Raw genomic sequence first — 24,186 nt, 5'->3', positions numbered from 1 at the left:
CCGGCTTCTTCATCTACTCTGCAACATCAGTTCCAGCAGGGCATTTATACGTCATCAATTCCCTTATATCTTCTACACACGGCACAGGTATAAACGTGTATACTTCCACATCTTCATTACAGTACTTGAACGATGCAAACGAGCTGCGGCTGATTGGGTACACCCACTTATCGCCTTGGCACCCGTACACAAACAGCGGAAACTCACTGTAATTATAGTCTGTGTAAGACACTACTTCCTCGCCCTTTACAAACAGCAGGCGGCGGTATCCCTCATCTACACCAGCGCCCTCCCACTTAAAGCCAATCGCATCACTTATTGATTTATTGTCTTCACCGGCCTGAAAGTAGTACAGCCTGTCCCACTCAAAATCGGTGAGCTCGGTTAAGTTTATAGTTTTATATCCATTTGCGCCTACCTCACCTTCCGTTACAGCCTCCCTTAATTTCTGTTCTAAAGAGGTGTTGCTGTCGGAGCAGCTTGTAAAGTATAAAAGGGCCAGCAGTGGCAGCAGGTATCGTTTCATAAGAAGTATGGATGCTGTTGTTATATAAAGGAGACGTAAACTGTTGCGCCTCTATTAAAATTGTTATCCTCTGTACCTTGGCGCAAACTCTTCCTGCTCCTGTGCCTGACGGCCGAACACTTTGGCCACCCACTTTGGCAGAAAGATAGAACCCAGGATCAGGTATGGATAGTAGGTGATCAGGCGGTAAAGCACCACTACGATATTACTGAAACTGCCCAGGAACAAGCCAAAGAAACTTGGGAAAGCCATCTCCACAATACCGGCACCACCCGGTGTAATGGCAATTAGCATCACAATCCAGAAGATGAGGTTGCGGGAAATGATGAGGGCATGTTCGCTGAGCGTTACGTCTGTAAAGGCGGCGATCAGACAATTTAGCAGGAAGTAGCGCGCGCTCCACACGAATATAGTAGAGATAATGGCCCTTGCCCAGTAGTTAAAATCTTTGCCTTTTAGCTGCTCCGATGCCCACACAATCTCGTTGCCATGCTGGAATGCGTTAACCCGCCACTTACGCAGAAAACCCAGGGAAGTAGTTTTAAGCAGCAGCCATTTAAATGCTCTTGGCCTTACAAAAAGCGCATAGATCATGATAAACGTATACAGCGCAATAAGGCCGTAACTGATATAAAATGCAGACTTTAGCTTGGCAATATCAGATGGGTCTAGGTTAAAGGTTGGGAACACCTCGCCCTGCGTTAGCAGGAGTGCAATAGGGGCCGCCATAATAAAGAACATGTTATCGAGCACTGCCGTCAGCATAACATAGGCCAGCGACTTGCCCAGCGGAATACCTTCTTTATTTAGAATGATGGTAGCCACTGTAGTACCGCCTACCACGGAAGGTGTAACGGCAGAGGCAAATTCCCAAAGCATGATCACGTCCAGGCTGTTGCGCCAGGTTAGGAATTTATCGGTAAGCGAACGGATGCGGTACATATAGCCCAGATCCCGAACAACAAGCACTGCAAGTGCAGCTGCCAGCCACCACACATTGGCCTCTACAATACCTTTCAGCTCCCCTACCTTGTCGTCCTTTATAAAAAGCCACGCCGTTGCCGCTAATCCCAGCAGTACCGGGATCAGTATTTTAACAGGGCTAAAGCTTTTAAGTATTGTCTTTTTGTTCTGATCCATGTAAGGAGGCACGGTTTTATTGCCTGTGGCCTATAGCAGCCTAACTTTTGCAAGTTAGTGAATAAAAGTATAATCGGATTATTCTACAAACAGTTGTGTTACCTGGTTGGCTTTGTCTGCCGTGTTGATGATGATAAAGTCGTTGAAACCCTCTCCTACCTCAATATCGATCAGGTTTAGCTGCAGCATGTCAAGTATAGCCAAGAAGTTGAAGATCATACCAATCTTGTCCGGAAACTCAGCGATGATCTGCGAGAAAGCTACGTTTTTGCGCTGCATTACCATGTTCATGATCACTTCGCGCTGCTCTTCTATGGTGTAAGGGTACTGGATAATGGTGTGCTTCGGCCTGTTCTGCTCTTCCTCAAAACGCACCATCACTTTCTCGAACACACGCATCAGCTTGTACAGGCTCAGGTCCTGCAACTCATACTCAAAGTGGTTGGCGTTGGCAATCTGCTGCAGTTCTTCGTGTATGTTACCGCGGTTCTCCTGGGCCAGGCGAACATCTTCCATCTCCGAAAGTATAGGCGTGGCTGTTTTATACTTTTTATACTCCAGCAGGTGCTGCACCAGTTCCTGGCGGGGGTCAATCTCGTTGCCCTCTTCGTCTTTCTCGGTGCGGGGCAGCAGCATTTTAGCTTTGATGCGCATTAAGGTGGCTGCCGTAAGTATAAAATCGCTGGCTACCTCAATGTTCAGCTTCTCCAGCTGGCGAATGTATCCCACAAACTCATTCGTGATCTGGAAGATCGGAATGTCATGGATGTCCAGCTCATCGCGCTCGATAAAGAAAAGCAACAGGTCAAAAGGACCTTCAAACAAGGGTAATCTGATTTCGAAACTCACGTATTCTGCCTTTTTAGTATGCGCTTGTAGCTGCGCCGGTTACAAAAATAAACATTTCCGGCGTATTACCGCCATATCACCTACTCACAACCCAAACCTTTGCAGGCTGGTTCATAACAAGTTGTAGCTGTTGGAAGTATAACCGAGAATGCGACTGGTTTTTATTTCCGGTGGCAGATGTTGGCAAGTATAATCAGGTTTATAGATTCGGGTTATATAGCAGTTACACTATACTTTAGCAGACAGTTTTTCCGTTCTCTAAATGCAAGATAGTAGGTGCCTGTATTCTTAATTTTATTAACTTTACGAGTTCGCTAAAAAGGTACAATTTCTGCTTTGTAAACTTTAGCTGAAAATTTTTGTTAGAGGTCTATAAAGACAATTCTATGATCATTAAACCCGGAGAGTTGCTTGCCTCCATTCACACGCCTGCCGACCTGCGCGCGCTCAAACCAGAGCAGTTGCTACAGGTAACACAGGAGCTGAGGCAGTACATCATCGATGTTGTTTCGATACATGGCGGCCATTTTGGAGCCAGCCTTGGCGTGGTGGAGCTTACAACGGCATTGCATTACGTTTTTAATACACCTTACGACCAGTTGGTATGGGACGTGGGCCATCAGGCTTATGGACACAAGATTTTAACTGGCCGTCGTGAGGTTTTCCACACAAACCGCAAGTATGGCGGCATCTCCGGTTTCCCGAAAAGAAAAGAAAGCGAATACGATACTTTTGGCGTAGGCCACTCGAGCACGTCTATCTCGGCGGCTTTGGGTATGGCTGTGGCATCAAAGTATAAAAGCGAAGACAACCGCCAGCACATTGCCGTTATCGGCGACGGTGCCATGACAGGCGGTATGGCTTTCGAAGCCCTTAATCACGCTGGTGTAGCCAATGCCAACCTGCTGGTAGTGCTCAACGATAACTGCATGAGCATCGACCCGAACGTAGGCGCTTTAAAAGAATATTTAACTGATATTACCACCTCCCGCACTTATAACAAAGTGCGCGACGAGATCTGGAACGTACTGGGCAAGATCAGCAAGTTTGGCCCGAACGCACAGCAGATTGCTTCTAAAATTGAAAGCGGCATCAAAGCTTCTATTTTAAAGCAGAGCAACCTCTTCGAAGGATTGAAGTTCCGTTATTTTGGCCCAATTGACGGCCATGATGTGAACCACCTAGTGTCGGTGATGGAGGACCTGAAGCATATTCCGGGTCCGAAGATACTGCACGTGCTTACAACCAAAGGCAAAGGCTATGCTCTGGCCGAAAAAGACCAGACGAAGTGGCACGCACCAGGCTTATTTGATAAAATTACAGGCGAAATATACAAAACACACCACGAAAAGCCACAGCCTCCTAAGTACCAGGATGTTTTCGGCCATACAATGGTGGAACTTGCGGAGCAGAACCCTAAAGTGATGGGTGTAACACCTGCCATGCCATCAGGCTGCTCGCTTAACATTATGATGAAGGCCATGCCAGACCGCGCGTTTGACGTGGGCATTGCCGAGCAACATGCGGTTACCTTCTCTGCAGGTTTAGCTACGCAGGGTTTAGTGCCGTTCTGTAATATTTATAGCACGTTTATGCAGCGTGGTTACGACCAGGTGCTGCACGATGTGGCCTTACAAAACCTGAACGTGGTGTTCTGCCTCGATAGAGCTGGCTTTGCCGGTGCCGATGGACCAACACATCACGGTGCTTACGATATTGCTTACATGCGCTGCATCCCGAACATGGTGGTAGCTGCCCCTATGAACGAGCAGGAACTGCGCAACATGATGTACACAGCCTCTCAGGATGACATGGGTCCGTTCACGATCCGTTACCCACGCGGCGAAGGCGTTATGCCGAACTGGAGAACTCCACTGGAACTGCAGCAGGTAGGCAAAGGCCGTACGATACAGGAAGGCGAAGAAGTAGCTATACTTACCTTCGGACACATTGGTAATTATGCGGTGGATGTTTGCAAAAAGCTTACTTACGACGGCATTACCCCAGGTCACTACGATATGCGCTACTGCAAGCCTTTGGATGCAGAATTGTTACACCACATCTTCTCAAAGTATGACAAAGTAATTACCGTAGAAGACGGCTGCTTACAAGGTGGTTTCGGTAGTGCCATACTTGAGTTTATGGTAGACAACGGCTATACTTCGCAGGTAAAGCGTCTAGGTATTCCAGATAAAATTTTTGAGCACGGCTCCCAGCTGGAACTGCACCGCGAAGCTGGCTTTGCCCCGGAAGACATTGAACGCACCGTGCGTGAGATGATCGGTGTGCCGGTTAAGGTATAGTTTCTGGTTTAACTCCTGACATAAGACAAAAGATATAAGCCCCGCAGGTTCTAAACTTATGGGGCTTTTTGTTTTTTGTCTAAATCAGAATTTGCAGAATATGAAAGGATAGACAAGATTATTCTTCAGTTCCTGTAGTCCAACCACCCTATCTAAGGCGGGGAATTTTTACTTACTGTTTAATACGCCATCACTAAAGTACCTTAAATGTATTTTGTAGGGCAGGTCGTGACCTGCCCGAGGGTTAGGCGCAGCAATGAGACTTATACTTTGCTAAAGTAGTCGCAGAGTTCCCCGCCTTGGATAAGGAGGGGCCAGGGGTGGTTGGACCTCGTACCTCTGAAAAGCTTTATCGCCAACTTCGCAGATCATTCTTATATTTGAAATTAACTCCCAAGACTATGATAAAAGCACATCCCACCGACACACTTGTTTTCCTGCACGGCTTCTGCGAGAGCACCAAAGTATGGGAGGCGTTCACAAAACCACTTGAGCAGAAGTTCAGGATCATACTTTTAGACTTGCCGGGCTTTGGAAACAACACCCAAAACATACACGACTACAGCATCGAAAGTATGGCAGAGTATGTGAAGCAGCAGCTGGATGAACTGGGTGTAAAAAAATGTATACTTGTAGGCCACTCAATGGGCGGATATGTAAGTATGGCCTTTGCCGAGAAGTATGAAAAGATGCTTAACGGCCTCTGCCTCTTCCACTCCTCTGCCCTACCCGACACCGAAGAGAAAAAAGAAAACCGCAACAAGACCATCGAGTTTGTAGAGAAGCATGGGGTAGACAAATTTATGGAGTCATTTGTGGAGCCCTTGTTCTTCGCCGACAATCGCAAAAAGCTGCGCCATGAGATCAATATGATGGTTGAGATTGGTAAAAACACACCCAAAGAAAGTATAACCGGAGGTCTGGCTGCCATGCGCGACAGGCCTGACAGAACAGAAGTGCTAAAGAAAGTCAAATGCCCGGTGCTGTTTATTTTTGGAAAAGAAGACGGAGCCGTGCCACTGGAAAAGGCGCTGGAGCAATGTCATCTGCCAAACAACAGCATGGTCAATTTTCTGGGTAAAACAGGGCATATGGGTATGTTTGAGCGCACCTACGAAACACGCAAGGCTATCGAGAAATTTGCCGAGACCATTTATGGTTAAGCGATCTATTTGTATCCAATATACCTTTGACCACCCTAGCCCCTTTGAAGAGGAGAATCCCTTATTCTATTCTTTAGCTTTATGAGCGAGACAAACCCGGCTGTTCCTAAGCGTATACTTCCTGCTATTGTGTTCTCGCAATTTGCGGGCACCTCGCTCTGGTTTGCGGGCAATGCAGTGCTGCCAGAGTTACAAGCATCGCTGCATCTGCAGGAAGGCGCGCTCAGCCTGCTTACTTCGGCGGTGCAGTTCGGATTTATACTTGGCACCCTCTGCTTTGCCATACTTTCACTCGCTGACAGAGTATCTCCCAGGTTATTGTTTTTGATATGCGCTGTACTGGGAGCCGCTGCCAATGCCATAATTGTAATTACACCTACAAGTACAACCGGGGTACTTATACTTCGCGCAGCTACTGGCTTTTTGCTGGCAGGCATTTACCCGGTGGGCATGAAAATAGCCGCTAGTTGGTACAGCGGCAAACTAGGCAAAGCTATTGGTTATTTAGTAGGCGCGTTAGTATTGGGTACAGCTTTCCCGCACTTGCTCCGAGGCTTGGGCGCTACCCTGCCTTGGCAATCCATGCTTATTGGGGTAAGTATGTTAGCCGCAATTGGAGGGCTGGTGATTTTTATACTTGTGCCAGACGGACCATACTTAAGCAAGGGCGCTAAATTCGACGTTCGCAATATGTTTCAGGTGTTTCGAGTGCCGGACTTCCGTGCTGCAGCTTTTGGTTACTTTGGCCACATGTGGGAGCTGTATACGTTATGGGCTTTCACTCCTTTTATACTTATGTATACTTTGCCAAACCTCCCAAGCGGCCAGGTGTCACTGTATAGTTTTGCCGTGATTGCGGCTGGTGCTGTCGGGTGCATCGGCGGTGGCTATCTGTCACAAGTATGGGGAAGTGCGAAGGTGGCATTTGTACAACTGCTGCTTTCGGGTTTATGCTGTGTATTATCTGTATTTATACTTTCAGCGCCTGCTTTCATTGTGCCCTTCATGATTATCTGGGGAATAGTAGTAGCCGGCGACTCACCTCAGTTCTCTGCTTTGTCTGCCAGAACTGCCCCTCCACAGCTAGTTGGCACAGCGCTAACAGTAGTTACAAGTATAGGCTTTGCCATTACCATTATAAGCATACAGTTTACAGGCTGGCTGCTAATTCAGCTTTCTCCGGAGCATACTTTTGTGTGGTTAGCTATAGGCCCGCTCCTGGGCTTACTAGCTCTTCGCAGGCTTGTGCGCACATAAAAAACGGCAGCCTGTTGTTACACAGGCTGCCGTTCAAAATCGAAACTTATCCTTATACTTCAGGCTGCAAACTTAGTTGCTATTCAGCCTCTAATTCCATAGTAGAACCATCCGATGCTTTCAGCACCATCTTATCATCTTTTAGCGTAGTTACCTCAAAATTTTCTGTCACGTCCTGCCCTTCAAACTGCAGGCTAAGGCGCTTTGCAGCCTGGTCATAATTCCAGGTGCCGGTTTGCAATTCACCGCCTCCGCCTAATGCAAAGCGTCCGTCAGCGTAAAATTGCATGGTTTCCTGCTTTTCAGCATCCGACAGTTTATCTTTATCGCCAGCCGCGTTTAGTTCTTTGTCTGCCTTCCAGGTTTTGCTGTTAGCACCTGATATCATACTTTCTGAGCCAACTTCTTCATTCCCACCACAGCTCCACAGCACAACCACCAGCATCATGGCCATAAATCTGGCCCATACTGTACGCGATACTATTTTTTTTGTATTCATAGCTTTATCATTTATGTTCATGTGTTTATTTACCGTGCTTTTGGTAATGACTTAACTTACGGTCCTGCGGTGTATGCCGTTGCACTATCTACATCACAACTTAGTATTTATTTAGGCGTATTTTAGGTATGTGGTTATTGCACTGATAACCACCGCTTTTAATTTGACTTTAAATTATCGAGATATGGGATTGAGAGATTTTTTCAAGAAGGGAAAAGAAGAGCCGGCAAAAGAGCCTACCAAATACCCGGGAACGCCAGGGCAGCAAGGCCAGCCACATGACTTTTTCAGCCAAAGCGACAAGAACAAAGTTACTGATCCGGGCCTGAACCAGGATGTATATACTGTGCAGTCTGGTGACTCACTTTCTAAAATCGCGAAAAAGCACTACGGCAATGCCAACGCCTGGACTAAAATATATAATGCCAACAAAGATAAAATCGGTGATAACCCGGACCTGATCCGTCCGGGCCAGCGTTTTGTGATACCACGCGATTAGCACTGTTTTTGTTGAAAATAAATTAGCCGGCTTCTGCAAAGGAGCCGGCTAATTTATTTTATTAACTACAGTTTTATAAGAAAGGCCTGCAAAACATATTGTTCAACAGGCCTTTAAGATCAATAAGTATACTTCTAGTACTTAGAAGCGCTCGTCAGCAGAGAAAAAGAAATCGCCTTCGATCTGTGCGTTCTCATCAGAGTCAGAGCCGTGAACAGCGTTAGACTCGATAGACTTAGCATATTTCTTACGGATTGTGCCTTCTGCAGCCTGCTCAGGGTTAGTAGCACCGATCAGCGTACGGAAATCTTCTACTGCGTTGTCTTTCTCTAAAATCATGGCCACAATAGGACCTTTAGACATGTACTTTACAAGATCATTGTAGAAAGGACGCTCTTTGTGCACTTCGTAAAACTTACCGGCACGCTCCTCAGACAATCTTGTTTTTTTCATTGCCACAATACGGAAGCCGCCTTCCTCGATCATTTTAGTAATGCCGCCAATGTGGTTGTCTGCTACCGCATCAGGCTTAATCATAGTGAATGTGATGTTTCCGGCCATGTTTATCTAATGGTTTGGTTTATATTTTTCGGTTTTGGTTTGCAAAAGTAGGTGATTTCGGCCAATATTGAGCACGATTTTAAGATATACTTGCTAACTCTTTTCAGGGGGCTGCGGTTTTAAATTTTGTTAAAGTATGGCTTCAAAGGCCATATAATTGCTTTAGAACTAATTTATTCAGAAATTCGCGCCTTATATCCTTACTAATCAGAGGATTTAAATCTATAGTATGCACAATATCAACGCTCTGAAAGAGCTGCTGCAGGAGCCTAAAGAGGTGATGATCACCACACACCACAAACCCGACGCTGATGCGCTGGGCTCTTCGCTTGGACTGGCGGGCTACCTGAAGAAAAAAGGACACCGTGTTACCGTTATCACACCTTCTGATTATCCTTCGTTCCTGAACTGGATGGAGGGCAACGACGATGTGATCGTATACTCCGAGAAAAACGATGCCCTGGTGCAGCGAATCATCTCTGAATCGCAGGTTATCTTCTGCCTCGACTTTAACAACCTGGCTCGTATCAACGAGATGGGCGAATACATTCGAGGCGCCAAAGGCACTAAGGTACTGGTCGATCACCACCTGCAACCCGAAAACTTTGCCGACTTAGATTATGCCAACACATCTGCCGCGGCTACTGCCGAAATTGTGTATGAGCTGATCAAGGCAATGGGTGACAAGGATTTGATAGACGCAGGCATTGGTGAAGCGCTGTATGCCGGCATCATGACAGACACCGGCTCCTTCAGGCACCCTAGCACTTCGCAAAACGTGCACCTTATTATTGCCGACCTGCTGCAGATTGGCGTACGCACCTCCGATGTGCACCGCCTTATTTATGATAGCTCTTCGGAACTGCGCCTGCGCTTCCTAGGTTATGCCTTAAAAGACAAGCTGGTGGTTTTGCCGGAGTTCAGAACAGCTTACATCTCAATTACAGCAGACGAGCTAAAAGCATACGACTCTAAAACCGGAGACACTGAAGGTCTGGTGAACTATGCGCTATCAATAGAAGGCATTGCTTTTGCCGCGCTGATCATAGATCGTTCGCAGGCTGTTAAAATGTCTTTCCGTTCGGTGGGTAGCTTCTCAGCTAATGAGTTTGCACGTGCTCACTTTAACGGTGGAGGCCACAAAAATGCGGCTGGCGGCATGTCTCTGGATACACTGGAGGCTACTGTTGCCAAATTCGAAAGCCTGTTACCAGAATACAAAGAGCAGCTGCTGAGCGCTATAGACAATAACTTGTAATTTATCTCAACTTATAACAAATGCTATCTAAAACTAAATTTTTGCTGCCAGTAATAGCCGGCGCACTCTTGTTGCAGTCTTGCGACAAAAAAGATGAGTTTTATACTACGGCTGATGGCCTGACCTATAAAATCTACGAGAAGAACGACGAAGGCGAGTATGAGAACAAAGGCAAAGTATCGCCTGAGGACACTACTGGCGCTAAAGTTGGCGAGGTGGTAACTATGCACATGATGTACAAAAATGCAGCTGACTCTGTGCTTTTTGACTCTCGCACGCAGAACCAGCCGATCATGATCCCGGTGATGGAGCCAACATTTAAAGGCAGCTTGGAGCATGCTCTGATGATGATGTCGGCAGGTGACAGCGGTGTATTCAAAGTAAACGCCGATTCGCTTTTCGCTAAAACATTCAACCAGCCACTTCCTCCGTTCATCAAGCCTGGCACCGACCTTACTTTCTTTATCAAGGCTGATAAAATACAGTCAAGAGACGCTGCCATTGCTGACCAGCAGAAAATGTTTGAGGAGCAGATGAAAGAGGCACAGGTTCGCGCTGAGAAGCAGATAAAAGTAGACGATCAGAAGATACAGGAATATGTAAAGACGCAGAACTTATCTGGCATGCAAAAAACTGAATCTGGCGTATACTACAAAGTAAATACTCCGGGCAAAGGTCCTCAGGCAGCTGCCGGCGACCAAGTTTCTGTGCACTACAAACTTTCTTCGCTGGATGGTAAAGAAATGGAGTCGTCGTACAACAACCCAATGACAGGTGGCGAGCCATTTACATTCACACTGGGCCAGGGCCAGGTTATCCGTGGCTGGGATGAGGCTATCCAGAAACTGAAAGAAGGCAGCAAGGCTACCCTTATCGTTCCTTCTCCGCTGGCTTACGGCGAGCAGGACCGCGGACCAGAAATGCCAGCCAACTCTATACTTCGTTTTGATATAGAGCTGGTAAAAGTAAACAAGCAGTAATCCTTTAATACTTATTTTATGAAAATGCATACCCTTACCCAATGGGCAATCAAAAGCAGCAATCTGCTTAAGGTGTTCCTGTTTGTACTGGTGGCTGCATCTTTCTCCGCCTGCGGCGACGACGTAGACCCTTATACGTTTGATGTAGAGGGGCAGAAGAAGATTGATGAGCAGGTTATCCGTAAGTACTTCCGCGACAATAATATTGATACAACTAAAGTAGTTAGAACTGAGTCAGGGCTATACTATCTTAATGTTAAACCTGGAACAGGTGCTGAGGTTAAAGCTGGCAACTTGGTAGAGGTGCATTACATTGGTAAGTTTACCAACGGCGCTGAGTTTGATAACTCCTGGAAAAGAGCCCAGCCGCTTACTTTGACAGTTGGATCAAAGCAAGTTATTGCTGGTTGGGACGAAGGTCTTCAGCTTATGAAAGTTGGGGAGGAAGCACTTTTGTTCATTCCTTCGCATCTTGCATACGGTCCTTATCCACAAAATGGAATGCCGCCAAGTGCTGTACTCATTTTTAATGTTGATGTACTGAGATCGAAGTAGTTTATACTTCATAAACAGAAAGGGCGCTAAATTATAGCGCCCTTTCTGTTTTATACTTGCTTACCTCTTACTCTGACAACACTTCCGAAAGTATAGCCAAAGAGTTTATCTCCCCTAGCCTGTCTACATGCAATTGGTAATACCTGATAAGTATAGACAGCAGATCGCGCCTTACTTTACCGTTAGGGATGTGTGCCTGCTCTGCCCGGTGAAGCAGTTCGTTAAACAACTCCTCGTGCACCTGTATAGCCAATACTGTTGGAGCCGATGTAGCGCTTTGCGCATTACTCGAAAAAGCCACCTGTTCTATGATGTCTGCACCCGAGCTTGGCCCGAAACCAAGATGGTGGCTTAGCTGCAGTAAAAACTCCAGGTGAAAGTTCTCGAAATGCTCCTGTTGCTCATCAAAAAGTATGATAGCTTGGTACAGAAAGTTGAACAGCTGCGGATTCTCCTCCTCTTCCTTAATAGTTTTAGAAACAACCTCAGACAAAAACATCACGATGCTGCTCTTCCGGATATCGAATGGAATGCTGCTAAAGGGGTAGGCGCTTTTATATTCTGAAATGCGGGTAAGGCCGCCTTTGTGTGCAGTATACACCACCATATCGAGCAGCGTGAATGGCTGAAACAAAGCAATACGGGAGCCGCTGCCTTTTTTGCGCACACTGTTCACAATATAAGACTGTAGTCCCAGTTGCTCAGTGTACACTCTGGCTATGATAGAAGACTCGCGGTACTTGATGTGGTTAAGTACAATGCCCCTTGTTTTTACTAGCATTTAATCCAGTACGGCTATTTTGCTGATACAGGTTTGGCTTCCGTCGTCGCTCGAGCTCATAATTAAGTATACCCCTGCTCTAACGCGTTTGCCATTATAGTCACGGGCATCCCAGGCAAGTGTGCCACCGGTTGCTCTGGTTTTATAAACTAAGGTACCGGCAACGTCAGTAATTCGAATGTCGGCATTATTGGGTAGACCAGACACACCTATTAAACCCGTGTAGTCCTTACGGACAGGATTAGGAAAGACAGTAGCACATTCAGGTGTTCCCTCAGTAACAGTAGCCTCGGCCCTGTAGGAGGCAACCCCGGCGTCTGTGGCAACAAAAACCTCTCCGCTAGCATGCTCTACTGCAACCGACAATATTTTATTAGACGGCAGCGGGCTGTTAGATGCGTTAAAGTGCCTGATCAGCTTATCACCTTCCGGGTTAAACAACCATAGTCCATTATCGGTACCCATCCATTTCCGGTTGGCTCCGTCCACAGCTATAGCACGCACTATCTGTCCATCCAGCATCGGACGGCGATCTACAATGGGTATGCGGGCATCATAATTCTGCTCCGAAAAAACCTGCGAAGGGCTGTAGTATACACCCACACCATTGGCTGTACCTACCCAAATATCACCGTTCAGGTCTTTAGCCATGCTAAAAACCTCACCATTAGGCAACCCTCCAAATCCACTGCCTACAGATAGCTGCCTAACCCTGTTCTTTTCATCATCAAAAACAACCAAACCATTGCGCTGGTTATTTCTTCGCGCCACAGATAGCCATTTCTGCCCGAAATCATCAATTACTATCTGGTCCAGGTTACTTCCATCGGGCACATTAGGCAGAACAAAAGACTTCCAGGTGCTGTCTGGCTTAAGCATGTGCAAGCCCGGGAAACCAACAAACTGATTGCGATTTACAGCCCACAAGTTACCTTCTGTATCTACTGCCAAACTGGTTATGCGCACCCAATCTGTTTTATCGGGATAAGATGGCTGAGCGCTTAACAAGGTGCTGTTAAGTCCATTATATACCTTTGAGCTCTCAGGTCCTGTCCACTCAATTACACCGTTGCCATAACTAGCCAGGTAAAGTTTTTCGGTAACAGGATTATAAACGGCATCTACCAAGTCATAGCCCTTTGCAAATGACGGCTCTGGGTATAGGTACCGGTTAAAGCTTTCCCAACTGCCCTGGTCATAAACGTAAAAACCATTCCAGGTACCACTCTGTAGATAAGATGCAGCATACCCCCCGCTAAGCACATACACTTTGCCGCCGTAAGTATAAACTTTAAAGCTGTTGGAGCTGTAAGGGCCGTTTGGCATAAAGGCTGTGGCCTCTGTACCAGCTGCATTCAGCTTTACCAGGCCAGACTGCATATCAGCCACCCATACCGTACCATCTGCACTTATCTCTGCTTCTTTAGGATCTTTTAGGAGTTGATGGGTGTAATTTTTAACTGAACCGTCTTTGGCTAAGGCCGTTACTCCAGCAGGCGTTGCTATACTTAAAAAATTAGCTGTAGCATTGAATGACGATACCACACCTCCCACATTAACCGCAGCGGAAGCCCAGACTCCGTTCTGTAACGTATACATTCCACCTGACGACAGGCTTAAGTATAGCTTATTATCAAAAACAGCAAGCTTATCTGCGGCTGTGCCCGTGGCCGGCAAGCCTGTGTTTAAACGTGTCCAGTTGCGGAAGTCCTGCAGGTTTGTGTTGCTGTACCTGGATGCCAGCACACCAGCATCTGTGGTTAAATAGATACTATCGCGCAAGATAGCCGTGGCTCTTACACCTACGGCCTCGCCATTTTGCCCCAGGTTACGATAGCTGTCCTTTACCTCGTGTTTTACCAGATCCAGCACCACTACTCCAAACGAGCTCGAAATAAAGGCCAGTTTATTATGGATGGTGATATCGTTGATCTTTTTATCTCCGGAGATTGCCTTCCGCAGAACATCGTTTATGTTGATGATCTTACTGTTTTGAATAAGATCGAGGTTCGTGTTCTGATAGGCTATAACTAACGTTTTAGAGCCCTGATCATAGGCAATCGTACTAATTTGCTGCTCACTCAGTCCATCTACTTTAGACATGGTCTGGGTAGTATTGAATTCCTTATCGTAGTAAAAAAGGCCTTTGTCGGCAGCAACGTATACTTTGTCTGCTGTCTCGGCAATGGCTTTGCTTTGATTGTAAGGCAGATGCAAGCGCCAGTTACCGATAGGCAAACTGCTTTGTCCGTAGCTTTGCACGAAGCACAGCACCACGCTCAGGCTTAGCAGCAGCTTAAAGGTTTTTGTATATTGCTTGCGTTGTCTCATACTTTATCTTGGCATAGGCACTACAGAATAGCTATTTTTTGGCTTTCATTCCTTCTACAAAGCAATGGCGGCAGCGGGCTTCGTAAGAGTCTGTTTCACCGAGCAGCACCTGTTGTTCAGAGGCCGCGTTTCGGAATGAATAATGCGCTATATCGCCGCACTGCACACAAACAGCATGCACCTTAGTTACATATTCCGACACAGACATTAACGCCGGCATAGGTCCAAACGGATTTCCAAGATAATCCATATCCAGGCCTGCTGCAATAACACGTACACCACTATTGGCAAGCTTTGCACATACATCCGCAAGACCCTCATCAAAAAATTGAGCTTCGTCTATACCCACTACATCACAGCTACCGCCCAGCAGCAACATATCCTGGGCAAAATCGATGGGTGTAGAGCGTATTGAGTTGGCATTGTGCGATACAACGTCCTCGTCGTGGTAACGCTTATCCAGGGCAGGCTTAAAAATCTCTACCTTCTGCTTTGCTATCTTGGCCCTGTTCAGCCGCCTGATAAGTTCTTCTGTCTTTCCCGAAAACATGGACCCGCAGATCACCTCTATCCATCCTCTTCTGGTAGCTTGCTTTCCGTTGCCTACGCGTGGTTCAATAAACATTGGTTTGTAATGTGGTAATTATATGGCTAAATGTTGAATGCTTAAATTGTTGATCGTTTTTTCACTTCAACCTCAATTTCTGAGCTCTCTAGTTTACTGTTCCTCCCTATCCGCTGTAATTCATATGAGGCAACTTGGTTTGCTCCGGCACATTTCCGAAGGCATCGCCGTCTGCTAATGTACATTGGCAGGTCAGTCGTTCGTTATCCTTTAGGCGGCCATTGCTTCTGTAGCGCAGCTCGCTATCTGTAAGCGGCCCAAAGTGCTCCAGGCCCTGCGTAACAATTATGCGGCAGGTGGTACAGCGGCCTTTGCCTCCGCAAGCGTGCATCCAGTCCGCGCCCAGTGCCTGTATGGCTTTTAGCAGCGTCTGCCCCTCCTCGACCTTTACTTTAAGATCGGAGAGGTTTTGCACCGTCAAGATTGGCATAATTTTATAACTTTACAGAAGAAAGAGATTCCTATGGAAGACAAATATAATCAATTACACCTAGAGCAGTATAGTAAACAGTTGGCAAATCTGCTTTGCGACAGACATTTTGCCACGCACGATTCCCTTAACGGCCCTCAGCTGATCAGCTTTACACCTATAAAGCAGGTTAACCTTTTTGTGATAAAAGAGCTCCTGCTAAAGTGGCACCAAGAGATGGCTAACCTGCGCAGCCCATACTTTGACTATGAGCACGAGGAGGTAAAAGAGGCTTTACTTAATTTCATGAATGTGATTTCGCGCAAGATCCTGATGAAACGAGATGCCTTCGAACCCTTGCTGCAGAAAGCTATCTTTGATACTTTTAAAGTAATACTGGATCCTGTTGCTACGTTCGAAGAGAAATTCCTGCGCATCCAGGAAGAGATCACATTGCCAAAGCTGCAGGATAATCTTAAGTATGTAGACATTGACAAGCAGCTTTTCGGCGGCTTTATAGAAACGCTTTCACCGGGTAATCGCGACAGAGATTATATCCTGAGTCGCTTCAGGCTATATATAAACGCTAACCAAGGCAGTCTCATACCGCTGTCGAGCCTGCTGACGCAATTTAATACTTTGTTAGCCATATCCGAAGACGAAGTGCTGGATAAACCTGCACCTGTTGCAGCTGCGTTTAGTGCGCCGGCTCCTGTAGCTACACCAGCCGCCCCTGTGGCCGAAAAGGAAGTAGTGGCCCCTATACATAATGCCCAGCGCGAAGCCTCTGCACCGGTATCAAAGCCCATGTTTAGAGAAGACGAAGAGGCTGACGAAGAAAACACAGTAAACCTACGTCCAACATTAAATGACAATTTCCGCAAGGCTGCCACTGCTTCGCTTGCCGATGCACACAGTAACCGCAAGATAGACTCGCTCAAGAATTCAATCTCTATTAACCAGCGCTTTAGTTTTATCAACGAGTTATTCGATGGGGACAACCTTACTTACTATAATACAGTGAAGCAACTAGACGAGTACAGCGACGCCGAGTCTGCCAAACGATATTTTACACAGGAAGTAGCCATAAAGTACGACTGGAGCAAAAAACAGGAGCACGTAAATAAAATGCTGCGCCTGATTGACAGGAAATTTGCTTAAAATAGAATTGAATCTAACAGAAAGCCCCGTCTATACTTTAGCCGGGGCTTTCTGTTTCAGCCTCATTTTCAGCATTCATCTTGCACCTGCTATAGAAGTCTGTGGGAAAAACATAAAAACAGTTCTGATAGGGAGTCCGTAACCTGTTGCATATAATACAGCGAAATGCTAATTATGCATTCCTAATGCGTAAAAGCACTTTGTAATTATATTGAAGAAGCTTGTATTTTCAGATGAAAAGCAAAAAGCTTCGACACAAACCAAAACTTAACCCGTACTACCAAATAAAAAAACAGAAACTAGCAGCCATGAGAGACGATTTTGACTACGACGACGATTTTTCCCAGGACTACGACGACGAGGATGATGACGACTTCGGCATGACCTTCGAAGAAGATGTGTATCTGATGATACGGGAAAAGCTTCGGGATACTATTCAGGAGTTTAAGGGTAAGTATCCGGACCTGAAGAAGCTGGAGAGTGCTGTTAGCTCATTTAAAGTAAATGCTAAGAACACCGATGACTCTAAGTTTTACCCACTTGCGGCAAAACTTTTGAGCGAACATATAAAGCCACTTACAGCTGACTCAGAAGAAATACAGGAAATCTATGATAACATGCAGGCTGATATTGCACGCTTTAAGAACCAACGCGCACACGGCCACGAGGGAGATTTCTATTTAACCGATTAACAAAAGCCTCCATAAAACAACAAAGCCTCCTTGTAATGCAGGGAGGCTTTGTTGTTTTATCGGCACACTTATTGCTATATTTCGCTTTATCTATATAGTTGCACATATATAAAATACTTTTTTTACAACAAAATGAAGTATAACTATAAAAATTTTATCTTTGCGCCATAATTCATGCAACCATTTAAGCGCTTTTGTAATCTACCTATTAAACATCTATCGAAAACACAGTGATACTGACTTTACGACCTTATCCTAAGTTAAGCAAACTTAATTTTACGCTCTCTACAGCTAGTTCAAAGCTGGAATACGGAGAGCAGTACCTTATCCAAACAGTTGACAAGAAGCTGTCTCTTACCACTCATCGTCTTATCCTGAGGAAACTAGCCTGGACTAAGCTAGGATTCTCTTCTATTAAACTAGAGGATATTGAAGGTTGGGAAGTAAAAGTAGCAGGCAATAGCCTATACTTTGGGTTGAGCATGGGTATGGCATTTATGGTATACTTTAACGACTCCTTCGCTTTGTTAAGTGGCTTCTTCCTAATGCTTTTCTTTATGACGCGAAACCGCCGCGTGCATATTAAAACTCATGACGGTGTAATGATTCTACCTTTAGAGATCGAGGAAAAGGGTATCAGCAACCTGATTGAAATGGTTAGAAAAGCTAAGCACGCTCGACAGTCGCAACTACAGAACTGTGCTGCATAACAGCTGCCACAGCTTGCATAAATACTTTTAAAGCACCTCACAAGGTGCTTTTTTTATTTCCGGTGGCGCACTTACAGGTGAATTACCCTCAGATGCACAATAATTACTATATTTAAGAGTTTAAAAATTCTGAAGCAGCATGGCAGCAGACGATCTGATGTATGAAGATAAGGTGAAAGAGCACCAGAGAAAGATAAAGCAGGTATTTGATGAAGTAAGCAAAGCAGTGGTAGGCCAGCAGTACATGGTAAACCGCTTGCTGATCGGGCTATTTACCGGAGGGCATATTTTGCTGGAAGGTGTACCTGGCCTGGCAAAGACACTAACTATTAACTCCCTTTCCAAAGCGCTCCGGCTCGACTTCCAGCGTATTCAGTTCACACCAGACCTATTGCCATCTGACCTGATCGGCACCATGATCTACAACCAGAACGCCTCAGCGTTCGAGGTGAAGAAAGGGCCAATTTTTGCCAACCTTATACTTGCCGACGAAGTTAACCGCTCTCCCGCCAAAGTACAGTCGGCGTTGCTGGAGGCGATGCAGGAGAAACAGGTAACGATTGGCGAAACCACCTATCAGTTAGACCTCCCCTTCCTGGTGCTGGCAACCCAAAACCCTGTAGAGCACGAAGGTACCTACCCTCTACCGGAGGCGCAGGTGGATCGCTTTATGATGAAAGTATACATCGATTATCCTAAAAAAGCCGATGAGTTAGAGATTATGCGCCGGATGGCCAACATGTCGTTTCAGGATTCTGTTGCTAAAGTACTTTCGAAAGAAGACATCTTTGCCATTCGCAACGACATAAACCAGGTGCAGATCTCAGAAACCTTGGAGAAATACATTATAGAGTTGGTATTTGCCACACGCCGCCCTGCTGAGTATGACCTGCCTGAGTTTGCTCCTTACATTCAGTTTGGAGTATCGCCAAGAGCAAGTATAGCATTAAATCGTGCCGCCAAAGCAGTAGCCTATTTTGATGAGCGCGACTATGTACTGCCAGAAGATATTAAGGAAGTAGCGCATGACATCATGAACCACCGCATTATACTTAACTACGAAGCAGAGGCCGACGGTATTACTGCAAAAGATTTTATCGAAGCCATACTTCGTAAAGTACCTATTAGTTAAGTATAAGCTAGCTGCAAAGCCTGCTAGGCTATCCCTAAACGTAAGTCAATACCAAAACGTAACAGTAACACCCAACCGGTAGCCGGTTGGGTGTTACTGTTTATACATAATTTGGATTTATGTGGAGAGGACTACTAAAGCTATACTTTCTGAGGAAACTTTTTGGTGGTGGCACAGCAGGCGGCAAGGGAGGCTGTGGCCTTGGGGCAGGCTGCCTGGGGCTGGTATTGATTATTGTTATCATCGTGTTCGTGCTACGTTCCTGCGGCGGCGATGCCCCTACAGTTACTTTTTAAGCACAGATAAAAAAAGAAACCCGCCTAGTTGGCGGGCTTCACGCAGGGCGGGAGACTAAGCCGCCCTGCTAACGATTGCCACGATGTTTCTCACCCATACATGTGCAACCAGTATCATTAGAGTCTTAATAGTTTGTGCTCTGTGGGTTAAAGTTCGCCCAACCTGCAGTCCAGTTATTAGCACCAAAAGCACCAACAAAATCAACCTGATCAAAGAAGCTATCTAAACCAGTGAAGCTAGGAGTTACAGATGTAGTCGCTTTTACAAAGTTTGGCGAAGCATTGTAAGCACCGTTTATACCTAGTGTAGAAGCATCATTAACTACTGCGTTTCCTTTAGCAGTTGCATTAAACCAGGTGTTGATATCGAAAGTACTTCCAGATACTAGTGTAAGTGCTTTACCAGATGGGGCAGCAATTACAGTATTTTGGATCTTAAACTCATTGTTTGTTGCGTTCGTCTCAGTAGCAGTACCATCCAACAGCAAACCAGTTGGGAAGCCTAATACAATTGAGTTGTGCAGCTTTGTCTTGTTATTACGACGCAGGTGCAGGGCACGCTTAAAGTTTGAGTTTGGAGAAGAAGAAGCTCCAAGTGGTCCGAAAAGCGTTACGTTAGAGTAAGTTGGCGATGTAACAGGAGTAGTTGCAGATCCCTGAGAATCGTTGTCAGACTCAAAACCGTTAGAACCAGAAGCATCCGCTACATTAGGATCAGAAATACCTACCAGGTACTGCAGTTTGCCAGAATATCCGTTGTCTGTGTCAAACATATCGTCTACAGTTTTGTAGGCGATCAGGTGTTTAGCGTTTACTGTACCACCGAACCACTCAAAAGAGTCGTCGCCGCTATAAGATATCTGCACATAATCGATTGTTGTACCAGAACCTACACCACCCATCGTAAGACCATTAATCTCATTATCTGGCTGGAAAGCAATACCTGGATACTCAATACGCACATACTTCAGCACACCAGAGTTGTCAGCAGCATCAGTACCACCGTAAGCACGATCAATACCACCTTCGATCATGGCGTTAGCACCAAGGTTTACCGGGGCTTTACCTAGGATGATGATACCACCCCAGTCACCTGCCGCACGAGAGCCGGCAGGCTGTGCAGAAGTAAACACGATTGGTTTGGCAGCAGTGCCCTCCGCCATGATTTTACCTCCACGCTCAATAACTAGTGTACCTTTTGTTGCCTTATCGCCTTTGATAACAGTACCTGGTTCAATAGTAAGCGTTGCACCATCTTTTACATATACAAACCCTTTCAGCATGTATTTGGTACCTGCCTTCATAGTGTAATTCTCTTCTGTAGAGCCAGAGATTACAGTCATGCCATTTTCCTGGGCAGTTGTAAACTGTAAGCCTGTTGGAGTTGGTGTAGTAGTTTCCTCATCATCGCAGGCAAAAAATGCTACAGAGAACAAGGCTACAAACACTAGATTAAGTAACTTTTTCATAATTGCTTGTTAAAAAGTGTTAAAAGGTTTAGAAGTTTATTCTTGGTTAAAATTTATAGGTAACGCCCAGTGTAGAGTACTGCCCCTTGCGAAAAGCCCTGAAAGACTCGTCAAGGTCTGTGATTTTCTGGTCGTCGTTAGAATCCTGTATCAGGCGCGTTTTCTGGTTTAGCAGATCCTGGATACCGGCTTTTATTTCGAAATGCTCACCTATACCCTTCGTTAAGGATAGGTCGATTTGGTGGCGAGGCATTTCGTAAACTGTTTGGTTTAGGTTGCTACCGGCAGCGAAGATGCGCTTGCCGATTATGTTGTACAGCACGTTAAACTGTAACTGACGGTCATCGTCCTGGTAATAAACACCTGTGTTAACTACATAGGGCGACTGGCCTACCATTGGGCGTTTGCCTGTCTGAAATGAAGCATATTCATCTGACAGCTCTACCTGGCTCTGTACAAATGCAGCGTTTAGTACAACCGTCAGTTTTTGCACAAAGCTGGATTCTGACACATCTAGTAGTGACTTTCTTACCTCTGTCTCTACACCATAGCTATAAGCATTCTTGGCGTTGGCAAAAGTGATGGAGTTAGCACCTGACGTATTCTGGAAAACTGTTTCAATCGGCTTATTGAAGTATTTATAGAAACCACCAAAGGAAATAAGCTCTGTTGGGTTAGGGTAAAACTCGTAGCGTAGGTCGCCATTATAGATGGTTGCAATGTCCAGATTTGGATTACCCTTCACCTCTAATAAATTCACGAAGTCAAAGTATGGCGCAGGAGCAATTTCACGGAACTCCGGACGGTTTACGCTAACGCTTCCGCCGGCACGTAGCATGGCTCTAGGTGTAAGCGAGTAAGTGAAGTTAGCTGAAGGTAGCACACTCAGCACCGGGTTATCTTTGTTAATGGTGCTACCGTCGAAGCCTAGGGTAGATAGCTCCTGGTTATTATACTCTACACGCACACCACCTGATACCGATAGCTTCTCTGTTAGTGGAGAGGCACCACCTACATAGCCTGCCAAATAAGTATTCTGAGCTTTGTAATTGTTTTGTGGGTTAAAATCTTCCAGCAGTTTCCAGCCTATGGATGTACCGATATTGCCTGGAGCAAATATTTCGTTTAGCGGCTTATAGGTAATGCTCTCATCAAATGTGTCTGTATTCAATGGCGCAAAAGAGAAGAAGCGGGAAGAGTAGTCACGGTTCTTACGCTCTGCATAAAAGCCTACTCTTAATTTAGGAGCATTCTCAGCCGCTGAGTCTGCTGTTGTAAATCTATGCTCGAACTGTCCGTTAGCCATTACTCCCTGCTCATTCAGGTCAGAGTAAAAGCGGCCTGCATCTCTTAGGGTCGGGATTGGCTGGAAGAGCAAACGATAGGTACCGTCGTTATCATCGTCTGCTGTGCGCACTCTGCGATAGTCCGGCTCATTACGGTTGGTGTAGTTGTAACCTCCTGTCCATGTAATGGTAGACTTGTTGTCGTTGAAGTCGTGTGTACCCTGTAATTGACCAGAGTAGATCGTACGGCTCTCATAACGCAGCGAGTAGTTACGCTGACGCTGATCATCGTTCGCAAAGTCTATACCCTCACGCTCCAGTACCTCATTGCTGCCCAGCTGGTTGAACAAGTTTCTGAACTCGATTTTATTATTGTTGTTCAGGCGTGCCATCCAGTTACTGATCACACCTATACGCGCATTATTAGTATATATGTTATCGTTGTAGCTCTGCAGTTTTAAGCTTTTTCCTTCCGCTTCATCAAAGGCGCCGTATGTATCTCTTGTACCTTCTGTGATAGATTGTGTATTGCTATAAGACGCTGCAGACACAGTACTCACTCTGATATTACCAAGATCAAAGCGGCGGTTTAGGCCAAGTGAAAGGCGAAGATCTGGCGTAGCAGTTGTCGAAAGAGGAGACCAGTTATTCGGGAATAGTTTACCAATCTTGGCTATCTCATCCTGATTACCTACTGTGTTTGTATTAGCGGGCACTCCGGCAGGCAAAGCACGCTTGCCATTATCAAAACCAAATTTATCTGTGCTGCTTTTGCTGTCTGTCAGGAAGCTGTTGAAAGTTGTACCAACGCGGTAAGAACCCGAAACACCAATGGACGTTTTGTTCTCATCAACCACATTCTTAGTATAGATTTTAATGATACCGCCACCATACTCACCAGGCAGTTCAGGAGAACCATTTTTATAGATCATAATGCGATCTATCACGCTGGTTGGCAGGATATCGAAAGAGAAAGCTTTTTGATCCGGTTCTGTACTTGGCGTAAGGGCATCGTTCAGCAGTACCGTATTGTAGCGCTGGTTCATACCTCTAATCACCACGTAACGGTCGTTAAGTATGGTTACACCCGGAATACGCTTTACTGATTCAGCGGCGTCGCGGTCCATAGACTTGGCAATTTGCTCACCTGCTACACCGCTAACTACTACCTCACTCTGGCGAATCGACTCCAGAACCGCCATCTCTGTGTTTGTCTGGCGTGTACCTACAATCTCAACCGCCTGTAGTTGTGTAGCATTTTCTTCCAACTGTATATTAAGTGTAGTTGGCTGGCCAGATTTTACGGCTACACCGGCACTTTCAAAAGGCTTATAAGCAAGAAAGGTAACCGACACATTATAAGTACCCGGCTCAAGGGGTAGTGTGTAGTTACCTTCGTAGTCAGTGGTAGTTCCTTTTGATGTACCTTTGATAAAGACAACGGCTCCTATAACATCTTCACCGGTTGTTTTATCAGTTACTTTTCCTTTTAATACACCCTGTTGGGCAAAACCACTAATTGCGGCGGCAAAAATGGTGAGAATCGTGAGTAAGAATTTCATTTGATCTACTGTTTATTAGTCTCGGTGCAAAAGTAGATCGCTTAGGTTACCCTATTTTTACATAGAAATTACTCTTCTGTTAAGAATCACGCTGTTTCTTTAAGTTAGCGTTAACTCAAAATTAAGTCAGTGTTAACTGCAG

23 protein-coding genes are annotated in these 24,186 nt (G+C 45.7%); 12 read left to right on the top strand and 11 right to left on the bottom strand.

What is annotated here, in order from left to right; translation table 11 throughout:
- Positions 1 to 13: 13 nt before the first annotated feature.
- The 3 genes from H8S84_RS08270 to H8S84_RS08260 all read right to left on the bottom strand — a co-directional run bounded on the left by H8S84_RS08270 (position 14) and on the right by H8S84_RS08260 (position 2,515).
- A complete protein-coding gene (locus H8S84_RS08270) occupies positions 14 to 526 on the bottom strand; it encodes a hypothetical protein (protein ID WP_187066859.1) in 513 nt (170 codons plus the stop codon).
- 63 nt (positions 527 to 589) lie between these two features.
- Positions 590 to 1,666 carry a lysylphosphatidylglycerol synthase transmembrane domain-containing protein gene (locus H8S84_RS08265; RefSeq protein ID WP_187066858.1) on the bottom strand — a complete coding sequence of 359 codons (1,077 nt, stop codon included), beginning with the start codon at positions 1,664 to 1,666 and terminating at the stop codon, positions 590 to 592.
- A 78-nt stretch (positions 1,667 to 1,744) separates the two neighbouring features.
- Positions 1,745 to 2,515 carry a segregation and condensation protein A gene (locus H8S84_RS08260; protein ID WP_187066857.1) on the bottom strand — a complete coding sequence of 257 codons (771 nt, stop codon included), beginning with the start codon at positions 2,513 to 2,515 and terminating at the stop codon, positions 1,745 to 1,747.
- A gap of 386 nt (positions 2,516 to 2,901) precedes the next feature.
- On the opposite strand from H8S84_RS08260, the gene dxs reads away from it, so the two are divergent.
- The 3 genes from dxs (at position 2,902) to H8S84_RS08245 (ending at position 7,238) form a co-directional block, all read left to right on the top strand.
- Complete coding sequence (gene dxs / locus H8S84_RS08255; RefSeq protein WP_187066856.1) at positions 2,902 to 4,818, top strand: 1-deoxy-D-xylulose-5-phosphate synthase; 1,917 nt, start codon at positions 2,902 to 2,904, stop codon at positions 4,816 to 4,818.
- A gap of 401 nt (positions 4,819 to 5,219) precedes the next feature.
- Entirely contained in the window at positions 5,220 to 5,981 is a 762-nt protein-coding gene (locus tag H8S84_RS08250) for an alpha/beta fold hydrolase (RefSeq protein WP_187066855.1), read from the top strand.
- A gap of 81 nt (positions 5,982 to 6,062) precedes the next feature.
- Positions 6,063 to 7,238, top strand: coding sequence for an MFS transporter (locus tag H8S84_RS08245; RefSeq protein WP_187066854.1), 1,176 nt, complete (start codon positions 6,063 to 6,065; stop codon positions 7,236 to 7,238).
- A gap of 79 nt (positions 7,239 to 7,317) precedes the next feature.
- Here the strand turns inward: H8S84_RS08245 and H8S84_RS08240 are convergent, their stop codons facing one another.
- Entirely contained in the window at positions 7,318 to 7,737 is a 420-nt protein-coding gene (locus tag H8S84_RS08240) for a lipocalin family protein (protein ID WP_187066853.1), read from the bottom strand.
- A 184-nt stretch (positions 7,738 to 7,921) separates the two neighbouring features.
- Between H8S84_RS08240 and H8S84_RS08235 the strand changes: the two genes are divergently transcribed.
- Positions 7,922 to 8,236, top strand: a complete 315-nt coding sequence (locus H8S84_RS08235) for a LysM peptidoglycan-binding domain-containing protein (RefSeq protein ID WP_187066852.1) — start codon at positions 7,922 to 7,924, stop codon at positions 8,234 to 8,236.
- A gap of 141 nt (positions 8,237 to 8,377) precedes the next feature.
- On the opposite strand, the gene H8S84_RS08230 is transcribed toward H8S84_RS08235, so the two are convergent.
- Complete coding sequence (locus H8S84_RS08230; protein WP_187066851.1) at positions 8,378 to 8,797, bottom strand: nucleoside-diphosphate kinase; 420 nt, start codon at positions 8,795 to 8,797, stop codon at positions 8,378 to 8,380.
- Positions 8,798 to 9,026: 229 nt separating this feature from the next.
- Between H8S84_RS08230 and H8S84_RS08225 the strand changes: the two genes are divergently transcribed.
- Genes H8S84_RS08225 through H8S84_RS08215 form a run of 3 tightly spaced genes read left to right on the top strand, consistent with a single transcriptional unit; the run spans position 9,027 to position 11,590 of the window.
- Positions 9,027 to 10,055: a DHH family phosphoesterase gene (locus H8S84_RS08225; protein WP_187066850.1), complete on the top strand. Its 1,029-nt coding sequence runs from the start codon at positions 9,027 to 9,029 to the stop codon at positions 10,053 to 10,055.
- Positions 10,056 to 10,075: 20 nt separating this feature from the next.
- Entirely contained in the window at positions 10,076 to 11,035 is a 960-nt protein-coding gene (locus H8S84_RS08220) for an FKBP-type peptidyl-prolyl cis-trans isomerase (RefSeq protein WP_187066849.1), read from the top strand.
- An 18-nt stretch (positions 11,036 to 11,053) separates the two neighbouring features.
- Entirely contained in the window at positions 11,054 to 11,590 is a 537-nt protein-coding gene (locus H8S84_RS08215; protein WP_230407112.1) for an FKBP-type peptidyl-prolyl cis-trans isomerase, read from the top strand.
- A gap of 67 nt (positions 11,591 to 11,657) precedes the next feature.
- Here the strand turns inward: H8S84_RS08215 and recO are convergent, their stop codons facing one another.
- The 4 genes from recO to H8S84_RS08195 form a co-directional block, all read right to left on the bottom strand.
- Positions 11,658 to 12,371 carry a DNA repair protein RecO gene (gene recO, locus H8S84_RS08210; protein ID WP_187066848.1) on the bottom strand — a complete coding sequence of 238 codons (714 nt, stop codon included), beginning with the start codon at positions 12,369 to 12,371 and terminating at the stop codon, positions 11,658 to 11,660.
- Entirely contained in the window at positions 12,372 to 14,702 is a 2,331-nt protein-coding gene (gene porZ, locus H8S84_RS08205) for a type IX secretion system anionic LPS delivery protein PorZ (protein WP_187066847.1), read from the bottom strand.
- Positions 14,703 to 14,733: 31 nt separating this feature from the next.
- A complete protein-coding gene (locus H8S84_RS08200) occupies positions 14,734 to 15,327 on the bottom strand; it encodes a thymidine kinase (RefSeq protein WP_187066846.1) in 594 nt (197 codons plus the stop codon).
- 106 nt (positions 15,328 to 15,433) lie between these two features.
- Positions 15,434 to 15,757, bottom strand: coding sequence for a 2Fe-2S iron-sulfur cluster-binding protein (locus H8S84_RS08195; protein WP_187066845.1), 324 nt, complete (start codon positions 15,755 to 15,757; stop codon positions 15,434 to 15,436).
- 33 nt (positions 15,758 to 15,790) lie between these two features.
- Between H8S84_RS08195 and H8S84_RS08190 the strand changes: the two genes are divergently transcribed.
- The 5 genes from H8S84_RS08190 (at position 15,791) to H8S84_RS08170 (ending at position 19,727) form a co-directional block, all read left to right on the top strand.
- A complete protein-coding gene (locus tag H8S84_RS08190; protein WP_187066844.1) occupies positions 15,791 to 16,897 on the top strand; it encodes a hypothetical protein in 1,107 nt (368 codons plus the stop codon).
- A 308-nt stretch (positions 16,898 to 17,205) separates the two neighbouring features.
- The gene (locus tag H8S84_RS08185) at positions 17,206 to 17,589 is read left to right on the top strand and encodes a hypothetical protein (RefSeq protein ID WP_187066843.1); all 384 of its coding nucleotides are present in this window, start codon (positions 17,206 to 17,208) and stop codon (positions 17,587 to 17,589) included.
- A 230-nt stretch (positions 17,590 to 17,819) separates the two neighbouring features.
- Positions 17,820 to 18,299, top strand: coding sequence for a hypothetical protein (locus H8S84_RS08180; RefSeq protein ID WP_187066842.1), 480 nt, complete (start codon positions 17,820 to 17,822; stop codon positions 18,297 to 18,299).
- Positions 18,300 to 18,438: 139 nt separating this feature from the next.
- Entirely contained in the window at positions 18,439 to 19,431 is a 993-nt protein-coding gene (locus tag H8S84_RS08175) for an AAA family ATPase (protein ID WP_187066841.1), read from the top strand.
- A gap of 119 nt (positions 19,432 to 19,550) precedes the next feature.
- Positions 19,551 to 19,727, top strand: a complete 177-nt coding sequence (locus tag H8S84_RS08170; RefSeq protein ID WP_187066840.1) for a hypothetical protein — start codon at positions 19,551 to 19,553, stop codon at positions 19,725 to 19,727.
- A gap of 125 nt (positions 19,728 to 19,852) precedes the next feature.
- Here the strand turns inward: H8S84_RS08170 and H8S84_RS08165 are convergent, their stop codons facing one another.
- Positions 19,853 to 21,196 carry a T9SS C-terminal target domain-containing protein gene (locus H8S84_RS08165; protein ID WP_187066839.1) on the bottom strand — a complete coding sequence of 448 codons (1,344 nt, stop codon included), beginning with the start codon at positions 21,194 to 21,196 and terminating at the stop codon, positions 19,853 to 19,855.
- Positions 21,197 to 21,242: 46 nt separating this feature from the next.
- Complete coding sequence (locus tag H8S84_RS08160) at positions 21,243 to 24,044, bottom strand: TonB-dependent receptor (protein ID WP_187066838.1); 2,802 nt, start codon at positions 24,042 to 24,044, stop codon at positions 21,243 to 21,245.
- Positions 24,045 to 24,186 lie beyond the last annotated feature (142 nt).

Origin of the sequence: Pontibacter cellulosilyticus (genome assembly GCF_014306105.1) — a bacterium.
GTDB classification, from domain to species: domain Bacteria; phylum Bacteroidota; class Bacteroidia; order Cytophagales; family Hymenobacteraceae; genus Pontibacter; species Pontibacter cellulosilyticus.
Note: the sequence above shows the minus strand (reverse complement) of the source record. Positions and strands in the feature narration are given on the sequence as shown.